At 35.4% G+C, this 19,687-nt stretch carries 12 protein-coding genes; 3 read left to right on the top strand and 9 right to left on the bottom strand.

Annotation, left to right across the window (positions count from 1 at the left end; all coding sequences use genetic code 11):
* Positions 1–206: 206 nt before the first annotated feature.
* The 5 genes from QP953_RS01080 to QP953_RS01100 form a co-directional block, all read right to left on the bottom strand.
* Complete coding sequence (locus tag QP953_RS01080; protein WP_052596375.1) at positions 207–1,559, bottom strand: ATP-binding protein; 1,353 nt, start codon at positions 1,557–1,559, stop codon at positions 207–209.
* Between the two features lie 626 nt (positions 1,560–2,185).
* Entirely contained in the window at positions 2,186–3,043 is an 858-nt protein-coding gene (locus QP953_RS01085) for a hypothetical protein (RefSeq protein WP_309553693.1), read from the bottom strand.
* Positions 3,024–4,028, bottom strand: a complete 1,005-nt coding sequence (locus QP953_RS01090; protein ID WP_309553694.1) for a type IV toxin-antitoxin system AbiEi family antitoxin — start codon at positions 4,026–4,028, stop codon at positions 3,024–3,026. The genes QP953_RS01085 and QP953_RS01090 overlap by 20 nt, the downstream gene beginning before the upstream one ends.
* A gap of 404 nt (positions 4,029–4,432) precedes the next feature.
* Complete coding sequence (locus QP953_RS01095; RefSeq protein WP_052596376.1) at positions 4,433–4,957, bottom strand: hypothetical protein; 525 nt, start codon at positions 4,955–4,957, stop codon at positions 4,433–4,435.
* The gene (locus QP953_RS01100; RefSeq protein ID WP_052596379.1) at positions 4,954–5,694 is read right to left on the bottom strand and encodes a hypothetical protein; all 741 of its coding nucleotides are present in this window, start codon (positions 5,692–5,694) and stop codon (positions 4,954–4,956) included. The genes QP953_RS01095 and QP953_RS01100 overlap by 4 nt, the downstream gene beginning before the upstream one ends.
* 100 nt (positions 5,695–5,794) lie before the next feature.
* On the opposite strand from QP953_RS01100, the gene QP953_RS01105 reads away from it, so the two are divergent.
* Positions 5,795–10,867 carry a contractile injection system tape measure protein gene (locus QP953_RS01105; protein WP_309553695.1) on the top strand — a complete coding sequence of 1,691 codons (5,073 nt, stop codon included), beginning with the start codon at positions 5,795–5,797 and terminating at the stop codon, positions 10,865–10,867.
* 50 nt (positions 10,868–10,917) lie between these two features.
* Here QP953_RS01105 and QP953_RS01110 read toward each other — a convergent pair whose 3' ends face one another.
* On the bottom strand, positions 10,918–11,307 hold the full coding sequence (locus QP953_RS01110; RefSeq protein WP_052596382.1) for a hypothetical protein: 390 nt from the start codon (positions 11,305–11,307) through the stop codon (positions 10,918–10,920).
* 358 nt (positions 11,308–11,665) lie between these two features.
* Here QP953_RS01110 and QP953_RS01115 point away from each other — a divergent pair, with 358 nt between their 5' ends.
* Both QP953_RS01115 and QP953_RS01120 read left to right on the top strand, forming a co-directional pair.
* Entirely contained in the window at positions 11,666–13,561 is a 1,896-nt protein-coding gene (locus tag QP953_RS01115; protein ID WP_309553696.1) for an ABC transporter ATP-binding protein, read from the top strand.
* A gap of 22 nt (positions 13,562–13,583) precedes the next feature.
* Positions 13,584–15,413, top strand: coding sequence for an ABC transporter ATP-binding protein (locus QP953_RS01120; RefSeq protein ID WP_063833090.1), 1,830 nt, complete (start codon positions 13,584–13,586; stop codon positions 15,411–15,413).
* 19 nt (positions 15,414–15,432) lie between these two features.
* On the opposite strand, the gene QP953_RS01125 is transcribed toward QP953_RS01120, so the two are convergent.
* The 3 genes from QP953_RS01125 to QP953_RS01135 all read right to left on the bottom strand — a co-directional run bounded on the left by QP953_RS01125 (position 15,433) and on the right by QP953_RS01135 (position 19,530).
* A complete protein-coding gene (locus QP953_RS01125) occupies positions 15,433–15,924 on the bottom strand; it encodes a hypothetical protein (protein WP_309553697.1) in 492 nt (163 codons plus the stop codon).
* A gap of 57 nt (positions 15,925–15,981) precedes the next feature.
* Complete coding sequence (locus tag QP953_RS01130; protein ID WP_309553698.1) at positions 15,982–16,308, bottom strand: hypothetical protein; 327 nt, start codon at positions 16,306–16,308, stop codon at positions 15,982–15,984.
* A 294-nt stretch (positions 16,309–16,602) separates the two neighbouring features.
* Positions 16,603–19,530, bottom strand: coding sequence for a T9SS type A sorting domain-containing protein (locus QP953_RS01135; RefSeq protein ID WP_309553699.1), 2,928 nt, complete (start codon positions 19,528–19,530; stop codon positions 16,603–16,605).
* Between the last annotated feature and the right edge of the window lie 157 nt (positions 19,531–19,687).

Consider the following 19,687-nt stretch of genomic DNA (forward strand, 5'->3'; position numbering starts at 1 on the left):
GGTTTTAATTGGAACAATGAGGGGTTTTACCAGTAAGTATAAAATAGATACCGTTTAAGTAAACTTAACTTTTTGTTGATATCTATTTCATACTCACTCTATACGGATAACAACCACAAACAAAATTTGTTCTGCTTTTACTTCCATATTTTGCCTTATATAAGACAATTGCATATCTGCAATCATTGTCATCAAATCTCTATAATTTATGACATCGTTTTTCCTTCTTTTCTCAACTCTCGTTTAATCCCCTCTCGGATGTCCTCCATTGCAACGGCATCGCTGCCTCTTCTCAACGCACTTAAAGAACAATACCGCAAGACATTAATAATACTACCTCCTGTTATTTTATGTTCATTCGCAATAATAGAAAAATCTACATCAGACTCTTTTTTTACAGTTTTAAAACTGTTTTCCCACAACTGCTGACGCTGCTCTACATTGGGGGCTGGGAAGTAAATAATCGATTGAAAACGACGTGTAAATGCAATATCCATATTTGCTTTAAGATTCGTCGCCAAGATAACCACTCCTGAAAAATCCTCTACTCGTTGTAGCAAGTAAGCCACCTCTTGATTGGCATGGCGGTCTTTGGAGTCAGAAGTAGCCGTCCGTTTTCCAAACAAGGCATCCGCTTCATCAAAAAACAAAATCCAATTTTTGTTTTCAGCTTGATCAAAAATATTCGACATATTTTTCTCTGTTTCTCCAATATACTTAGAAACGACCTGCGACAAATCTACTCGATAAACATCTAGCCCCATTTGCTTTCCAATCAAACAAGCCGTTAGCGTCTTTCCTGTTCCTGGAGGTCCATAAAACAGAGCTCGGTAACCTCTCTTTAATTGCTTGCTTAACCCCCAATCATTCATAATAGTATTTTGGTGCTCTAACCAAGCGGATATTTCTGAGATTTCCCCCAACACATACGGGTCCAAAACTAAATCTGACCAATCTAATTTTGTAGACAAATGCTTGGCAGGGAAATTAGTACTAAAGTCTGGTTTATATGGATTTCCAGAAGTAAAAAAGCTCAAATACTCCTCACTCAACTCTAAACCACTACTAAATAGTGGTTCACTTCCTTGATTCAAATCAAGCTTTAATATATTATTTTTGTAAAAATAATGTTGAGGCTTGAATAAATCAATAATTCTAATTCGCTCTTCAATATCTCGTCCTGCAATCAAAAAAGCTGCCGTTTCACCAGTCGGCAAAAAACCACTGTGGTAACGTCCTTTTAAGCCTCCAAATTCCGTATAAACACGATCATATATCTTATTTTTCAGAAAAAAGCGATCCAACAATTGTGGGCGGACATGAGGTGCTATACTCAGTGCCAAAATAACTCTTTCTTTAAAACCGAAATTGCAAAACTTAATAATCTTTGCATAAAACGATTCATCATTTTCCACAGAAGGCATTGGAACCTCATAGACACTCGTATATTCACTTTCTTGCCCAAATCGTAGGTCCATACGGGTCATAATTACTTTATTTAGCCAAGAAAGTTCGGCTTCTAGAGTTTTAGCATTTAATTCTAATGGTGATAATTTCATAGTATTTTTTGGATGTGCATATGTTGTGTATAAGCCACGGGAAATAAATTAGGTCTATTTTTAGAATAAAAATAGAAAGTATCCCTAAAACAGACAAAACTATAGATAACTTTGTTGCACCAAACACCTATCGGTGTAGCCAACAGGAAAGTTGCGAAAAAGACCACCATATGCTTTTTAAAACGAAAAAAGTATAAGAAACGAAAGATTCAAAATCAAGGAGTCAAATCTCCAGTGTAAAAGTGAGCATTCTAGGCTTATTCAAAGAATTAAAACGGTTGAAAAATCGCACAACAATAGGGAATCTGCCAATAGTGAGTATTGTAAGTTGCACAAGATTCGTATCTAAACTTTCTATTTTTATGAGCTAAATCCTCGGGATATGCAATTTGATCAAGTACTTGATTTTCTAGTAGATTTTTAGGAAGTTTTTCATTCTATTTTGGGCGTAGGGATTTTATGTAGGATAATCTCTATGGTTTCTTCATCTTTACCTTTAGATATAATACAATTATTTTAACTTAGATTGTATATCTGAAAGGATAAGAGTTTCAACTTCTTTCTTTACGTCTTCCCAAGAAGATCGTGAATCTTTAAATCTGGAAGTGTACGAATATTTCAGAGAGTTATTTTTTTAAGCCATCTTCAATACCTCTTTTTAGGATAGTAAGAACATCTGTTTTTGTTTCAATAGTTTCATTTTCGGTATCTTGTATCATTTGTTGAGCTAATTCAGAATCCAAATTTATAGCTTTGTCTAGTATATGCAATATTCTCGTCGTCAAATCACTATTGCCATGGATAATTTTACTTATTTCGTAACCTAATACTGCGACTCCAATTTTTTCAGAAGGAATAGCATTGTCTTCAGCTTCATTTTCATACAGAAAAGCATATTCTTCTGTCCATATAGCCTCAAATTCAATATCAGGATAATGGCTCATTATCGAATCAATGTCAATAGGGTCGTTAGGTCTATTTTCTGGTCGGTCATCATAAGCAATTAGTTTTAACAAGACAACAGAAGGAATTGTACATACCTTTATTTTTTCATCTTCAATTTCTTTGATAACTAATCCCTTCATATAAGTGTCTGAAAAGCCAGCCAAACTTATTGAAACAAGCCCTTCCCCATCAATTTCTACTGTATGATCAATTTCAGCTTCACCAAAAGGTAATAAATCTAATGGAATACCATATGGAGAATTTAAACAAAACGAGTTATTGGGTACATCTGCATAGTCGTAATCCTTGATAAGTTTATCTTTTAGTTGATTATAAATTGTAGAGTTGGGTACATAAACAGCAAAGTCAATATCTTTCGTACCTCTTGGAACTTCGTCATTTGAGGCGTACCAAACATTACGAGCAAGTGCTCCAACACCAAAAAAATCAAAGTCTAATTCTTTAGCAGCTTTTTGTAAATCAATTATTATATCCTTAAGATTAGTAGTGCCTAAGGAGTCATAAAAAAGTTTTGACATATTTATCATAAATTATTTTGGCAGTGTCTAAGTTTCTAGGAGTAGGGGAGTTTATTAGATCAGCATATACTAACATAGCATGGACTGTTTTTTTATTACTTAGAATGGGACCTGCCCAAAATTGCTCAATAAAAGTAATAGCCCCATTCGTGCTTGGGCGTAATCCTAGTTTTCTTGAAAGATCCATGAAAGATTTATCCGTATAAATAATTGCTTTTTCTGCAATAAGATGGTTTGATAGCATTTCTCCTGCAAGTTCTCCCCCAATCGATGATGGATTACTTTCATCTATAATAAATCGAATATTTGAAAAATTTTTTGGGGCAAAACTTTTTTGTTTTAATTTAGGTCTAAGTACCCGATTAAACAAGATTACCCACTCTTGAAATAGTCTTTCTTTGTTCTGTAGCTTAGATTTTGTCTTATTTATTTTTACTATAAACTTATCTCTTTGAAGCTCTTTTAATACTCTTCTGACTGTATCTATAGAAACTTTAGCCACCTCGCCAATCTGTCTGTATGAGGTATCTAGTGTTTTATCATTTATTAATAATTGATAAACGACCTTTAACCCTGATTTAGAAAAGGCTCTATTAGGATTTGGAGGAGTTAAAGGAGCATTCTTATTTGTTTCTATGTATATATAAAGTTCTTCGTTGTCGGTGATAAATGCATTTCCTGCTGTATCTAAATATGAAATATTTTTTCCTTTTAGAAATTCTTTTACAGTTTTGGGGATATAATCTGAAACTAAAATAATATTTGTTAGGAGATTTATGTGATTGAAAATTTTAGGAAGTTTTGAAAGTGTTAGTCTTTTTTTTTTTTCAAAGACAAAATCAATTTTTTTTCGATTAGTTGAAAGTGACAGCACTCCATCATAACCGTTATCTTGTTTTTTGGGAAATAAATCCTTGACTACTATATTCAAATTTGAGTTAGCAGAAAAATTTTCAATTGCAATATGTATAATATCCTCTTCCATGTATGCAATTATACATTTTTTTTCAAAAACATACAATCTTAATAATCATACAATACGTTTTTTTATATAAAAAATGGCACTTCTATGAAAAAACTTCTAGCTTATAAGTTTTTTTGTATGACAAAATAGAATAAAAACTAAAAACATACAAGCTGTAAAATCGTACAAGTTGATAAATAATTAAGATCTGCATATGGTGTGTTACCATCTCGAAGGATGACTATTCACTACAATGTTCTATTTATCGGTTTGTTGTTGTCTAATAAGATATTTATTCCCATCATTTGGTAAAACCTTGATAAAGGAGGCAATTCAGATAAATACTTTTATTCTAGTAGCATTTTTTAAAAATGGCCTAAATCAATGCGTATATAAAGAAATTTTCAAAACTAAGACCTAATAGATTACTGCCAAGTTGTTGGTAAGATGTATCGAAGTGTCAAGGCGCCTCTTGCCAAACTAAATCGAGGAAAACCAAAAATAGGTTTCCAATCAATACTTAGACTAACAGGAGCATGTGAAAAAGTATATTCGACTCCCACTACAGTTGTAAAACCACCACCAAAGAAAGGAGTCCGTCCTGTTTCAGTATAAGCCCCTAAATAACCTCCAGCACCTGCAAAGCCTGAAAAGTTAGTATCAAACCCCAAATCTAAATGAAAGACCCATAGTGCTTCAAAGACATACCCGTTATTTTGAGGCGCATCGTATAATATTCCTGGAAAATAAATCCCTTCATCTATCTGAAAACCTGCCAGACCTTCTATCGCTTGTTGAATATTAGGCGTATAAAAAATAAAACGCTTGTAGCTTAGCTCTAGAGATGTGCCTGCTCTAAAACCAAGTGTTTGGTCATAATACTGCCCTTTGACCTCGGTTTGCCCTACAATAAGTAACCCTATGATTAAACAAAAAAAGTACCTCATCATTTTGAATATTTTTTGATGTAATGCCCAAATAGTTGGCAATTTTTTGCCACTGATTTTGGCTTTTTAACAAGGAGATCCAAAGCCATGTTTTGTCCTTCTTGAAAATAGTTCAAATAATTTGCTTTTGTGCGCTCACTCAAGCCCAAGGTATTCTTTTCCTCATCTTCATTAAAATGCAATTGCAAGAAAATAAGTTCTCGACATCTTTGGGTTTGAATTGGAGTAGTGATATAACGCCAAGGCTTACAAATATATTCTAAATCTTCTATATTCCGTAAGTTCAAGCCGACTCGTGGCGTTTTTTTAAATGCTCTGTTTTTTTTGTACGGTAATTTACACAAATAAAAGCCACTTTGTGTTTCTACAATGCCTTTTTGCTGAATCAGCCGCTCTATAGTGTTCCAAGGACCATCAATGTATCCCTCATTGACAGGGATATAGTCTTGATTCAATAACTGAATTCCACGTATCAATATTCCTCCGTAATGTGTTTCATTTTTCAATACAATATCCACTCCTGCCCCATGCAATCGCCAAGTACCATTTTTATATTCCTTTTTTCGATGGTCATGCGCAAAATTATCCATTGTTTGTGATGTATTGTTATAATAAAATTCCAATTCTGTTGCCTGATAAAAGGACGAACCAGTGCTGATTGCATATTCATTAAATAACTGTATGGCAATTTGGTCAAAAAAATGTTCTATATTGTCTGAATCTATTCTTAAATTGAGCATATTTATATTTTGTACTGTATAAAAACTATAAGTATACAATAAAGTAATTGTTCCGTAAAGTTATACAAATAATAGTCACCTCAAATCATACTATAAAACCTTGGCAAAGAAGGAAAATAAACATATCATTGAAACTCAAATCATCAACCTCGAAGTTTTTGGGATGGATGATGAGAAAGAAATTAATCAATTGCAACAAAATTTTCTATACTTCTTCAAAGAACGTATAGGAAAAGCACTAAATGACATTTTTGATAAACTGGCTCCTCCTGGTGTTCACATTCAAATCGATGAACTTGAGTTGGACTTGGGCTCTATCAACTATAAAGAACCTGCTGATTTGGAACGGGCTATTGCCACCAAAATAAACAGCATCATCGAAAAAGCTCTTAAGGAAAAAATGCACCAAATGCGGGCGCAAAGTAGTACGGTTAGTGGTGGTCGCAAACAAAAGTTTTCTAAAGAAAACTTATTGGAGTTCTTTTTGCAAAAGGGCTATTATCCTTCTTGGGCAAGCCCTGAAAACGGTACTATTAGCGATATTTTCGATGACTTAACTAGCCGCAATGCAAGAACTTTTGTACAGCGAATTTTTCAGTTGCGCAAAGATAAAAAAGTCCGAGAAAGGTTGTACCAACAATTTTCTGTCAAACAATTGCAATTGCTTTTTGATTTAATTTATAAAAACAATACCGCTCTTGCCAAAAAACAGATAGAAACCTTAAAAAAACGCTTGGGGAATGCATCTGAAAAAGCCATTATTAGTGCTGCTATTAACTATGCCTTGGATCGCAGCACATCAACGGGAACGGTTCAATACAATGAACGATCATTTACTCAGCAGGTAATTGAGGAAGTACAAAACCGAAAACTACCTAGCAAACAAAAAACAAGGGTTCGAGCTGGATTTGAAACACAACATCAAGACATTCAAATCCTTGAATATTTTCTAGAATTTGGCGCCATTCCAGATTGGGCAGATGTTGATTCTCAAAAATCACTTCAAGAACTTTTTGAGACACTCCTAGAGCATCAATTGGTTCCAATACAGCGAATGATTGAGCGCCTCATTGAGCAGCCCAATTCGATGCGCCGATTGATTTTTCAGTTTCCTTCTGATCAAATATTAGAACTGCTCACCCCAACTCCTAAAGAGAACATACAGTTTATTGCAAATACCATCAATGACTTTAAATTTCTAACTTCTTCTCGCCAAAATGTCAAAAAAACCATTACTAATTCAAAGGTAAAAGAAGTCGTTCTAACAGAAGTTTTAGAGTATTTTTTTCTACAAAAGAAGCATAAGTTTGTCAAAAAAACATTTATAAAATCCGTTTTAGAAACATTCTCTACGGTTACTCAAACAGACTATACAACTCTAGTCAAAGAAAGCTATAAAAATGTTCGTAGAAAGAAGAAAGCAACAGCCATTCGTTCTACGTTAGAAGAGTTAGACAAAAATGTGCAAACCAAATTAGATAAAGAACGTAAGGAACTACGCTTAGCCAAAAAAGAATATCAACAGTTAGAACGGACGTTAAGAAAACTTATTGACAAACAAACGAAAGGTACCCTGTCGGATAATGAGGCAAAAGAGCTCAAAACACTAACAAAAAGCATTCAACAGCTCGAGAAAAACATGGAAGAGCTAAGAGATATAGATATGCCTTTGGAAATTGAGGTCTTACTAAAACAACGTTTGTCTCTAAAAAATCAACTAAACATTGCCAAAGACCACGAAAAAGCCAAACTCGAAAAGCGTCTGAACAATACAGAAAAAGAATTTGCCAAACTACAGGATGTCTTAAAAAAAGAGGTTGCGGCGTTGTTGGCTGATCAACAAAAATTGCACACAGAAGTGCATGGCGTTGCCAAATACAGAATAAAACAAACCAACAACCGAATGAGAAGGCACCATCGTGCCATCAATAATGTATTGCAACAACTCAATTTAGATAAAAAAGATATCGAACTCTTTTTGGCGGATATTAACCGTGCCTTGCGTAGCCCTATTACCTCCGAAGAAAAGCAGCAATTGCGCTTACAAAGAGCTGCCTTACAAAAAGAGTATGTTCAACTAGAAGCTTATATTAAAGATTTAGAGGAACAAGCCAAAGCGCTCGATACGGCTCTAAAAGATACATTGGATGTACTAGAAGGCAATACAGTAGAACCCGACAAAATAGAACCGACAGGAACTTCAAAATTAGATGCCTTGGTTTTTATGCTCAAATATGGCTCTACACCTTGGTGGGCAGAGGATTTACCTAGGCAATCTATCGAAGAATTATTTTTAGAATTTGCCAAACAAGATCCTATAAAATTGCAACGTACTCTTCAAAATATTGGTAAATACCCTGTTGTTTGGGAACGTATTATCAATCAGCTTTCTACTGCTGCTATTCGATCTGTTATCGAAATGCTATATCCAACTGCAAAAAAAACGATCTTTGACCAAGCTAGTTTATTATTTACGTTACATTACTCGCAAGGTTTTGAAAAATTAAAAAATACGGATAGCAAAAAATTTCAGTGGGGTATTATTTTAGAATATTTGCTCAGCAACAAGCAACCGTTTAGCGCTCAAGATTTTAATAAGGAAATTTTTTTACAGACTGCTCGTTTTTATAACCTATCTCCCACTAAACTAATTGAATATAGTAGCAATATTATTCAAAATAATGGAAATCAAGATAGCGATTGGTTTGAATGGAATCAGGCCTTGGTTGAGGATAAAAAAGTGATCGCTTTAGAGCGGGAACAAATCCTACAGGAACAAGAACAACAACTAAAAGAAGAGGGAATTTATCTCAACGATACGCAAAAGTTAGAGCTATTGGTAGAGTTTCTCTCGACGGGCAGGATCACCAAAAGAGCCAAAGAGTACAAATATGATTTGCCTGAAAAGTTTGAAATGTTGCTTTTGGAACAAATTCAAAATAATAGACAAGATACAGGCTATGTCATTTTTAACCTCTTGCGCCTGTCTAATGCTCGGCATTTTATTATTAATGAAATGCCAGAAGCCATCTTTTGGGAAATTATTCACCTTATTCGTCCCAAAGCGTTGTTGCCTGTACAACGGCACTTCAAAGATTTTGAACGGGTGTTTGGCGACTCTAAATTAGGGCTAGAAAAAGATGTCCTATTCAACCATTTGTTGGCACAGCAACAGGCTAATTTTGATACCATAGATTATGTAAAAGCCATCTTGCTAGCCAAGCATCAGGCTTCGGGTAGATCCCCCCTTGCTATTTTGTCTGAATGGAAACGAAAGGTTAAAAAGTTAAGTAACCCTAGTAGTTCTTGGCTTGTCTCTATTCTAATGTTAGAAGTTGACAGTTTAAAAATGGAACAAAAACAGGCAACGGATATGGAGGTTTTAGTCAATTTAAATGAGCAAATTAATTTTGTTTCTAAAGAATATACCGAGACCTCTGCTCAGTTAATTGATGTATTATCTGAAGAAATGGCAGAAGCACAGGGCATTCCAGAAAAGAAATATACCTTACCAGAATTAAATCAACTGATTGAAAAACATCGTCAAGATTTAAAAGAATTAGAGGAGAGTCGTCAAGATGAAGATGCATTCAAAGCATTGGAGAAAAAGCGAAAAATTGCCCAACATATCGCTCAACTCAAGTTACTAGCCCAGCTTCGTCCTCCATTATTAAGAAAAGTAGAGCGTCAAATTGCAGTGTTGAAAACTGAATTGGCAGCAACTGAAAAATTGGTTAAAGAAAAAGCTGCGAAAAGCAAGTTAGAAGCAAAATTGCCCGCTCCTCCCGTTTTTAAAGCCTCTTTGATTGAACGTCAAATTGAGCTCTTGGAACTGTTGCAAAAAGAAGCTCCAGATGCTTTAAGTTTACTTCCTGATTTATTGGATGATTTAGGAGATAGTTTGCCAGATCATTTGTCCTTTTTCCAAGATTTAGAACGTATTGCTCAAAGTATAAGTGCTACGCTCTACCGATCAACGCTAATTCAGCTTTTGGAACAGGCAAAACCTCAAGTCATTTCTTTGGAAAAACTGAAACAGTCAGTTGATTTGGACCAACAACAAAAAGCTTTGTTGGATGATATTGACCAAACAGCTCCTATCGAACTTTGGCGGAGATGGGATGCCTTGGAAACTCATTATAAGAAAAACCCAACTCTACTTACCCCTGCTAGAAAAGCATTACAGCAACAGATCAAAAGTACCATTCAACGAAAAGATCAACAAAACTTGCGTTCGTATGCTACCTTGCTCAAAACTGCGCAAGATCGCCTAAAAAGACGCCTGCAGAAGGCTGCCAAATTAGAAGAATTAAAAGAAATAGCAGAGGAAATAGAAGTCCTATGGGAACAGCAAAAGTTTCAAGTCGATGAGATGTACGAGGTGGCAAGAGATGAAAAAACACGCCAAGATTTTAAACAATTAAGAACTAATATTGATGCCATCTTTACAGAATTACAAAATGATCGCATTCTGCGTTCGAACAATCTAATAGATGAAGATTTTCAACTGCTCAAAGCTCAAGAAGCAGAACAGACAGCACAACTAAAAGAACTAGAGCAAGAAAAAGAGTTTATCATTGAGGACGTTATCAGAAAAGAAACTCCTATTGAGAAAAAGGAAAAAAAGAAACGAGTTCCAACACCTCCTGCTCCTGCGCCAATTAAAGAAGCCTTGCAAGTCTATAACGCAGGGATGGTATTGCTCTGGCCTTTTGTTGCCCGATTGTTTGATATGCTGGGTTATGTCAAAGACAAAAAATTTGTAGATGAAGAAGCGCAATATAAAGCCATTCACATTTTGCAATATTTAGTAACTGGCAAAACAGAAGCTCCTGAAAATGAACTTGTCTTAAATAAAATATTCTGTAATTTCCCTATAAGCGATCCGGTTCCATTTAGGGTTGAATTTGATCCCAAAGAACTACAAGCAGCAGAAAGTTTATTGGGTGGTGTTATCAAAAATTGGGCTAAAATGAAAAACATGACTCCCAACTCTTTGAGAGGCTCCTTTTTGATTCGTCAAGGCTCTATTCGAGAAGAAGAAGATAAATGGTTGTTAGAGGTTGAAAAACAAACCTTTGATATCTTGTTAAAAAGTCTTCCTTGGAGCTTTTCCTTTATTCGTTTCTCTTGGTTAGAAAAATCATTGAGTGTAGAGTGGAAATTGATGTAATCAAATAGACATAAGAACAGACAATACCTAAGCAATGAAGCACTGTGGACCTACCACAGTGCTTTTTTTATTTCTACAACGTTAATCTTTTTTTGCTCACGCATGTAACGAACAGCTAAGTGCATTTCTGGAGTCATCAAATCGGCAACGGCTTGTTCTACTTCAAACTCTAAAATAACTTCCATCTCATTCTCTATCTGAACAATCGCTGGGCTATCACTAGAAGGAGCATCTATATTGACAACTCGACCATGAAATACTTGCAGTTCTTTGTCTATAATTGTTTCAAGAGGGGCTTGATACAAAATTAACTCCTGCATAGCTCTAGTTTGATTTATAAGACTTTGAGCATCTAAATCATAAAATACTTCAGGGACTTGTTGCTGTTGGCATCCTGTGATTATAAATAGTAATAATAACAAGCCGTAGATTTGTTTCATAAGCGAATCGAACTTTTCTGACAATTAAAAATGGGTATAATATTGTTGTTAATGGGTGCTACTCAATTTTTTTAGACAATTTTTAGACAAACTATTATAACGTATTTTAAGTACATTTGCTAAGGGAATTTATCCTGTCAACAATAGAAATTCTCTTATTTCCAAGATTTTTCACACAACACAATAAATTAATAATAATATTACATTTAACAAATAAATAACATTTTCCGTGATTGTAGAACTCTAATTTATCTAAAAAAAAGGAACTATTCCTTCTTTTTTGCTGTTTCACGCACTTTAACACCTCTCCCTATAGCTATTTACCAAAATTTAGAGATCATTTTAATACAAATTTATCATGCAAAAATTTTACCAACTTTGGGCAGTCTTAGACAAATGGAAGACCGGGTACTTGATTGCAGGATTGCTTTTAACCTTCTCTTCATTGGTAAGAATGTTAGAACCTAAGGTTATACAAATAGCCGTAGATGGCGTCATAAAATTTTTCGATCCATCTACCACAAACAATGAACCAGACTGGTTGGTTGGTCTTTTTTATAAGGTATTACCAACAATACAATCTGATAATTTGACTTGGGTTTTATTCTGTATTGGTATTTTATTGGTTGGTATTGTCAGTATTAAAGCGATTACTTGGTTTATTGCCAACATATTAGTTGCTAGCAGTACAGAAAAGGCCATTAAAAATTTTAGAGATAAGTTGTTTGCACACATACAAACGTTATCACTCTCCCAAATGAGTAAAATACCTACAGGAGAATTGATTCAACGCTGTACGGGTGATGTTGGAACCATACAAAAATTCATTGGAACTCAAATATCTGAATTAATTCGGTTGTTGGCTATTGCCATTGGTGCCTTTGTGATGATGTGGTTGGTTCATCCAACTTATGCACTTATTTCTGTCGTTTTATTTATCCCTATCATCCTCACTTCTTACTTTTTCTTCAAGAAGGAACAATCGGTTTGGGAAGAACACGAAAATGAACAAGACAAACTAACGGCTATCATCCAGGAGAATTTATCTGGCATTCGAGTAGTCAAAGCATTTGCAGAGGAAACCAATGAAACGATTCGCTTTGCAGCACAAAACAAAGCTAAACGAAGTATTGGTGTTCGACATATCGATTTGCACATGGTCTTTTGGCCTCTATCAGATTGGTTGGTTAACATTCAAATCGCTTTGTCTCTTTTTGCAGGAGGGTATTATTCCTTATTAGGTGAGATTACAATTGGTGAGTACGCCAGCTTTTTCACCTATGCTATTATGGTAACTTGGCCCATGCGAAACCTTGGAAGAATTGTTTCTCAATTGGGTATGGCTGGGGTAGCTATGGAGAGAATTACTCAGATATTACATGCAGATGTTGAAGAGTATCATGCTTCTCCAACATCAACTCCTGTAGAATCTTTAGGAAAAATAGAATTTAAAAATGTTTGGTTTGCCTATCCTCAAAGTAGTCCTGCGTCAGAAAAAGAATTGACTAATGCTGCTTCTAGGCAATGGGCTTTAAAGGATGTTAGTTTTGAAATTAATCATGGAGAGACCTTAGCTATAATGGGACCAACTGGAGCTGGAAAATCTACCTTGATTGCACTATTACTACGATTTTACGAACCAAACAAAGGAAGTATTTGGCTCAACGACAAACCTTTAGAGAGCTATGACAAGCTATTTTTGAGACAACAATTGGGTGTTGTTTTACAAAAACCATTTTTATTTTCTACTAGTATTTATGCCAATATTGCTTATGCTCGAAATGATTTGCATGGAGATTTGAAACTATTATCCCAAGATGCTGTATCTGATAACATAATTGAACAAGTGGCTACCGATGCTTGTGTGACTGATTTTATTGATAAAATGAGTGCAGGATACGATACGTTGGTTGGAGAGAAGGGAGTTACGTTATCTGGTGGTCAAAAACAGCGGGTTGCTCTAGCTAGAACACTACTGAGTAATCCTCAAATTTTAATTTTAGATGATGCTACTTCTGCCGTTGATACAGAAACAGAATTTAAAATACAAGAAGCTTTAAATAAGAGGATGAAAGATAAAACAACGCTCATCATTTCGCATCGATTAACGTCTGTACAACATGCTGATAAAATTCTAATCTTAAAAGAAGGACAAGTTTTAGAATTTGGCAATCATCAAACCCTATTACAAAACAATCTTTTTTACAAAGAGGTATTCGATATTCAATCTAGTATCGAAGCGTCTATTGAGTAATTTTTCTAAGGTCAATATTATCATGAAAACGACAAAATTAGTTGATCAAAAATTTGACAACAAGAGAGCCCTACTCCCCTTCTTGAAAAGGATTGGTCGATATGCGTGGAAATACCCACGTTGGGTATTGGGCTTACTTTTTTGGGTAATGGTTGTCGCTGTTGCCGATGCCTTATTTCCATTATTACTAAAAGTAACTATTGACGATGCCATTACACCTCAATTAGAAGCCATAAAACTAGCACAAGACCAAGGCTTAACCTATGATTTAGATTTTTATTTAATTTATTATTACACAGGGCTATTTTTATTGGTTGGCATCGTACAGGCTATAGGAGTTTATTTGTTTATTCGGTATGCTGGGCGTATTCAAGAATACGTTATGCACGACCTGCGTAAAGATATGTTTGATCGTCTACAAAAATTATCTTTCTCTTTTTATGATCGTTCGGCTTCTGGTTGGTTGCTGACACGTTTAACGTCAGATACAGATCGGGTTGCGGAAGTTATTTCTTGGGGGTTGCTAGAAGCCTTTTGGGGAGTCTCAATGATTTCTTTCTGTTTAGTGGTGCTATTTTTTTACAGTTGGAAATTAGGGTTAATCGTAGCCCTTTCCATTCCTTTTATGTTACTTATTTCTGTAAAAATAAGAATGCTTGTTTTGGAATATTCTAGAGCTTCTAGAAAAATAAACAGTGAATTAACGGCTACCTTTTCGGAGCATATTAATGGGATTGTTGTTAACAAAAGCACGGCACAAGAAAAACGAGTTAGTCGAGAATTTCAAGTCCTTAGTGGTAGAATGCAACGAGCCTCCTACCGAGCATCATACTATACTGCCATGTATATTCCATTGGTTATTTTAACGGGTTCGTTTGCTGCCGCATTTGTTGTTTACTTTGGTGGAAAAATGGTACTTGCTGTCCCCGCAATTATTACTGTTGGAACTTTGGTTGCTGCCTTGGATTATGCCACTAAAATTTTTATTCCAATTGTAGATATTTCCATGTTTTACGCACGGGCACAAAGTTCCTTGTCAGCAGGAGAGCGTATTTTTTCACTTATTGATGAACCTTTAGACATCAAAGACAGCCCTACTGCTACAGACTTTGAGGCTATTCAAGGTAGTATACAGTTTGATCAAGTAGACTTTTATTACAATCCAGAACAAGCTATTTTAAGTAATTTTAACCTAAATATCAAAGCTGGCGAATCTATTGCATTGGTGGGTGCGACAGGAGAAGGAAAATCGACTATTGCTAATTTAGTCGCTCGATTTTATGAACCCAAAGCAGGAAAACTCAAAATTGATGGCATCGACTATACCACAAAAACATTAAAAAGCTTAAGAAAACAGTTGGGGATGGTTTTGCAAACGCCTCATTTGTTTATTGGAACAATTCGAGACAATATTCGCTATGCTAAAAAGGAGGCAACCGATGCCGAAATTATTCAAACGTTGGATTTGATTGGAGCAACTTATTTTATGGATCGATTGGATGAAGAAGTAGGGGAAGAAGGCGAAAACTTGTCCATGGGCGAAAAACAATTGATTTCTTTTGCTAGAGCAATTTTGCCCAACCCAAAGATTTTGATCATGGATGAAGCTACTTCATCTATTGATACGATTACAGAAGCAAAAATTCAACAGAGTATTCAACAGATGTTGGAGAATAGAACAGCGATTATTATAGCACATCGCCTATCTACCATAAAAAACTGTGATCGCATTCTTGTTATCCAAAAAGGAACGATCCTTGAAGACGGCAATCATCAAACTCTAATGTCAAAAAAGGGCAAATACTATGATCTGTATACCAAACAATTGCGTTCAGAACAAATTCTTTCTTAGTTGATAGTTGTTTGGTATACTACCGATTCCTAAACGCTTTTTGAAGATCTTCAATTTCTAATTGATAGTCATATTGAAGATCTTCATGAAGTTTGGTGACAATTTTTTCAACCATCTTAACTTGCTGAAAATAAATATTTTTGAGAATACTACTGCGTTTTAGAGAAGGGGTCATTCGAACCAATTCATGACAAAAAAATAAACGAATGTCCGCTTCGGTTGTCTTTTTTTTAGAATAACGAATATACTTGATGCACATCCGTAGTATTTTTCGAACACTTTTTTTGATATAATAAAAGCTCTTTCTATCGATGTTGCCAAATGCTTCTACAACCTCTTTTTTTACTTTCTCTATATAAGCATCTTCATTATCCGCTTCAAATAACAGATACGTGAGCAACTCTTTGTTCTCTTTTTTGAACTTTGCCAAATGCAAACATAGTTGGAGTAACTCTTGAGGTTTTCTTTCACTTAATTCTGCCCTAAGTTCTTTAACTGTAGCTGTTTTCATAGAAAAATGGTAATATGTATGGACATCTATATGCTTTCCTATCTAATCTATACTTCCTTAAGCTTTTTCCCCATAAGGATAGAAACTCCCCCATGCAAATAAGGCTCCTGTTGCCAATCGTTTAAATAGAGCTATTTTTTCTGCGGCGACAGGATCACTTTCGTCCTTAGGTACATCGTACTCAATTTCAACATTATCAAGACTCAACACTTGGAAATTGTTTTGGCGAAAAATAGCAATTACTTTTGCTTCAAATTCTTCTGCGTCATTTGCCCTAATCGCAATGTACGTTTGTGCACCATCTCCATTCCCAACACTTCTGCTAACCCCCATGTTTTTTACATGTGCTAGCCCTATCCATATATCTTGATCTTTTTTTGCCATATCATTTTATCTTTTTTAGATTAATACTTAGCTCTGCTGCTACTCCGTGGTTATGGATTTTTATTTATCAACCTCCCCCCCCGAAGTTCGTGCAAATGAAGTTACAAAATATCCTATAGAAGATGCTGTATTTAGAAAAAAAATCCCACACCAGTAACCAATTAATGGTTACCAATGTGGGCATACACCTCTTGTACTGTACTTAATCAAATGATCATCCGCTAAAACCAAACTATGGCAGCAAAATCAAATTAATTCTAAGGTAATGAACAAACTACTGTACACAATCAAAATTTATTGTGCTACAATTTTTCCAGAACTAATAGCTTCACCATTTCCTAATAATTTAAACACATAAACACCCTTTTCTAAATTATTTCGAGGCAATTCTATCTGATTCGTGGCATCTTTTGACAACGTTGCTACTTGTCGTCCCATAACATCGTAAACAACTAAAGTCAAATTATCATACTCAGCTCCTTCCACTTCAATAGTTGTTCCGTAAGTAAATGGATTAGGATAAGCATTGACCGTTACTTGTGGTGCATCTTCTAAGGGCACAACCGTTAAGATGTAAAAATTCACTCCAATTTCATGGTAAGTAGTATTCGTACGCACTGGAGCATTCAAATCAAAGTAGATATCGGCAAAATTATTGATAATTGTTCCTGATGGATTATTGGCGTTCTGCTGGATTCGGAATTTCACAAAACCATGAGATGCTGGTTCGTTGACATTACTATCTGGCAGCATGATATAATCAAATTTTACTTCTAGTATTCCATTTCCTTTCAAGCTCCAAGTATAAGGATGACTAGCACTAGTTACCTGAATACTTGATGGGTCCAAATATGGCGATAAAGTATCGATCAAGGTAACAAAGAAAGCAGTATCTGTTCCTGTATTTTGAAAATTAATCTGATAATCTATGTACTGATTAGGGGCAATATAATGCGATGAATTGTACCCTGCTGGTTGTGCTTCTTTGTTGTTCGGATCGTAAGAACCGTTGTTTTGTCGACAGCTAATAGCTCTAAAAGTAGGTGAGTGACCATTTGGAAATTGAGTAGGATAACCAACATTAAACAAACCACTTCCGTCTGGCACACAGCCCTCTACAAAAGCACTGACAATCGGATCTGAAACAGTCCAAGGAATACCAGACTCTTGTTCTACTTCAATTCTATAAAACTTTCTTGGTAATGCGGGCACAGAAACAACAGCTGTACCTCCATTTGGAACGTTTACCGTACCTGTTCTCATAATAATATTATCTTCAAACACCCAATACGTTCTAGGGGTAAGCGTGCTAGCTGAACTCATATTTTCGATTACAAAAAAGACACTATCATTCTGACACTTTCCTTCCACATCTAGCAGCATACCTGTCCAATTGTTGGGCAGACACAAAGAATCAGGTGTAATCGAAACTTCAATACAATGCGTTTGTCCTAAGATAGCTGAAGTATCTACTTGAACAGTAATATTAATGGTACCACATTCGCCAACCTCTACTGTTCCTACATTAAAGACGTACGTATCTCCTACTTGACTAACTGGCGCTTGAGAAAACCCTAGTATATTTAGAAACGAATCTAACTCAACAGTTACTTCTACGTTTTGAGCACTATCCGTTCCTGTATTACAATACTCTACGGTGTAAACACTTGGCATAATTGCTCTTAAAGCAGGTACAGAAGCATCGACCTCCATAACAGGACAAGAAATAGTTGCTTCTAGAGCAAAATCTATCGTATCATAAGATTGAGCGATAATTGTTCCTGAATTTTGAGGGCAATTCAAATCATAATACGGATGCAAGTTTGGAATTGTCACTGTGTATGCTCCTGGCTGACATGGAATAACATAGTGTCCAGCAGTATCTGTAGTAGCATAATAATTAAAATTTGTTGCCCCATTTAAAGAGGCTTGTACAACAATACCCGCCAAGTTAATATCTCCTATTGTTTGCGTACAACTCACATCAGCATCTTGATAAACGGTTCCTTCGATGTGTCCACCTAAATAATTTCCAAGACTATCGGTTAAGATAACATACATCTCATCTCCCCCCATGCCATAAGCATCGGTTTGCCCTACTACAATGATTTGACCATTCGCTGTCTCTTGAAGATCGTATCCATAATCTCCATTGAATGTTCTAGTCCAAACCAAATCTCCCACAGCGTCTCTTTTTTCTAAAATAAAGTGATAATCAAATCCTACAAATCCTTGTCCAGTATTAAAAATAGCTTCTTGTTCTGTTCCTGTCACGATATAGCCACTATCTGCCGTAGGATAAACAGCATAAAAGGACTTGTTAGGCATTCCTATCCCCAAAGAATTAGCCATCCATATAGCAGAACCTGTTGCACTTAATTTTAACATCAAACCATTATAAGGAGCATTAGGAGCGTGTTGGCTTAGGGTCTGACCTACTACGATATAGTTGCCATCTAGTGTTTCTTGTATATCATGGATATTGGTATGATAACCTATTGCTGCACGATATGTCCAAAGTGTATCTCCATTCATATCTGTTTTTACAATCCCACAAATATTTACGCCCGACTGCTCATAAATTCCTCCTAAAATATAGCCTCCATCTATTGTTTGACGTACCACTTTTGCTTCTCCTCCTCCATCTCCATATGTTTTTGTCCATGAGGCATTTCCATTGGCATCCGTTTTTATTAGATATGTATTTACAGATGGGTAGTTTCCTCTTCCTCCTATTATGTAACCGCCATCGGTTGTTTGTTGTACCGAGTATGCATTATCATAAGCACCAAAACTATTATAACTTTTTGTCCAAAGCGTATCTCCGTTTGCATCTGTTTTTACTAGAAAAATATTTTCTGAAGATACTCCAGATGGCATTCTTCTTTGTCCAGCTAAGATGTATCCACCATCTGATGTTTGTTGAAGGGCATTAATTTCTTCTTCCCAAACACTTTGCCCATACGTTCTTGTCCACAAGGTATCTCCCAAAGCATCTAGTTTCACCAAATACATATCAGCATCACTCCCACCAAAACTATTGGTATATCCTCCTACAATATATCCTCCATTGGTTGTTTGTTGTACTGATTTTGCAGATTCGTTGCCTGCTCCTCCATAAACTCGTTCCCATGTCTGTTGACCAAAGCTAGCTGTGTGACTAAGACAGCTGCATAAAATTAGCAAACAGATCGATTTCCATTTTTGATTAATTAATCTCATATTGTAACTTAATTTTTAGTTTTTTAATCATTGACTATTGATTGATAATTACTAGTATCGAGTACTCTTCAACTGTTTAATCCAAAGATAAAGTTATAATCAAACGAATAAAAAAACATTATTACCTATTTATCAGAAATCAAATGTATTTTTTACC

The sequence above is a fragment of the Aureispira sp. CCB-E genome, from assembly GCF_031326345.1.
GTDB lineage: Bacteria > Bacteroidota > Bacteroidia > Chitinophagales > Saprospiraceae > Aureispira.

What these genes read in the sequence shown, in the direction of transcription:
- QP953_RS01080 (WP_052596375.1), bottom strand. Translation starts at nt 1,559, where the DNA reads ATGAAATTATCACCATTAGAATTAAATGCTAAAACTCTAGAAGCCGAA.
- QP953_RS01085 (WP_309553693.1), bottom strand. Translation starts at nt 3,043, where the DNA reads ATGTCAAAACTTTTTTATGACTCCTTAGGCACTACTAATCTTAAGGAT.
- QP953_RS01090 (WP_309553694.1), bottom strand. Translation starts at nt 4,028, where the DNA reads ATGGAAGAGGATATTATACATATTGCAATTGAAAATTTTTCTGCTAAC.
- QP953_RS01095 (WP_052596376.1), bottom strand. Translation starts at nt 4,957, where the DNA reads ATGATGAGGTACTTTTTTTGTTTAATCATAGGGTTACTTATTGTAGGG.
- QP953_RS01100 (WP_052596379.1), bottom strand. Translation starts at nt 5,694, where the DNA reads ATGCTCAATTTAAGAATAGATTCAGACAATATAGAACATTTTTTTGAC.
- QP953_RS01110 (WP_052596382.1), bottom strand. Translation starts at nt 11,307, where the DNA reads ATGAAACAAATCTACGGCTTGTTATTATTACTATTTATAATCACAGGA.
- QP953_RS01115 (WP_309553696.1), top strand. Translation starts at nt 11,666, where the DNA reads ATGCAAAAATTTTACCAACTTTGGGCAGTCTTAGACAAATGGAAGACC.
- QP953_RS01120 (WP_063833090.1), top strand. Translation starts at nt 13,584, where the DNA reads ATGAAAACGACAAAATTAGTTGATCAAAAATTTGACAACAAGAGAGCC.
- QP953_RS01125 (WP_309553697.1), bottom strand. Translation starts at nt 15,924, where the DNA reads ATGAAAACAGCTACAGTTAAAGAACTTAGGGCAGAATTAAGTGAAAGA.
- QP953_RS01130 (WP_309553698.1), bottom strand. Translation starts at nt 16,308, where the DNA reads ATGGCAAAAAAAGATCAAGATATATGGATAGGGCTAGCACATGTAAAA.
- QP953_RS01135 (WP_309553699.1), bottom strand. Translation starts at nt 19,530, where the DNA reads ATGAGATTAATTAATCAAAAATGGAAATCGATCTGTTTGCTAATTTTA.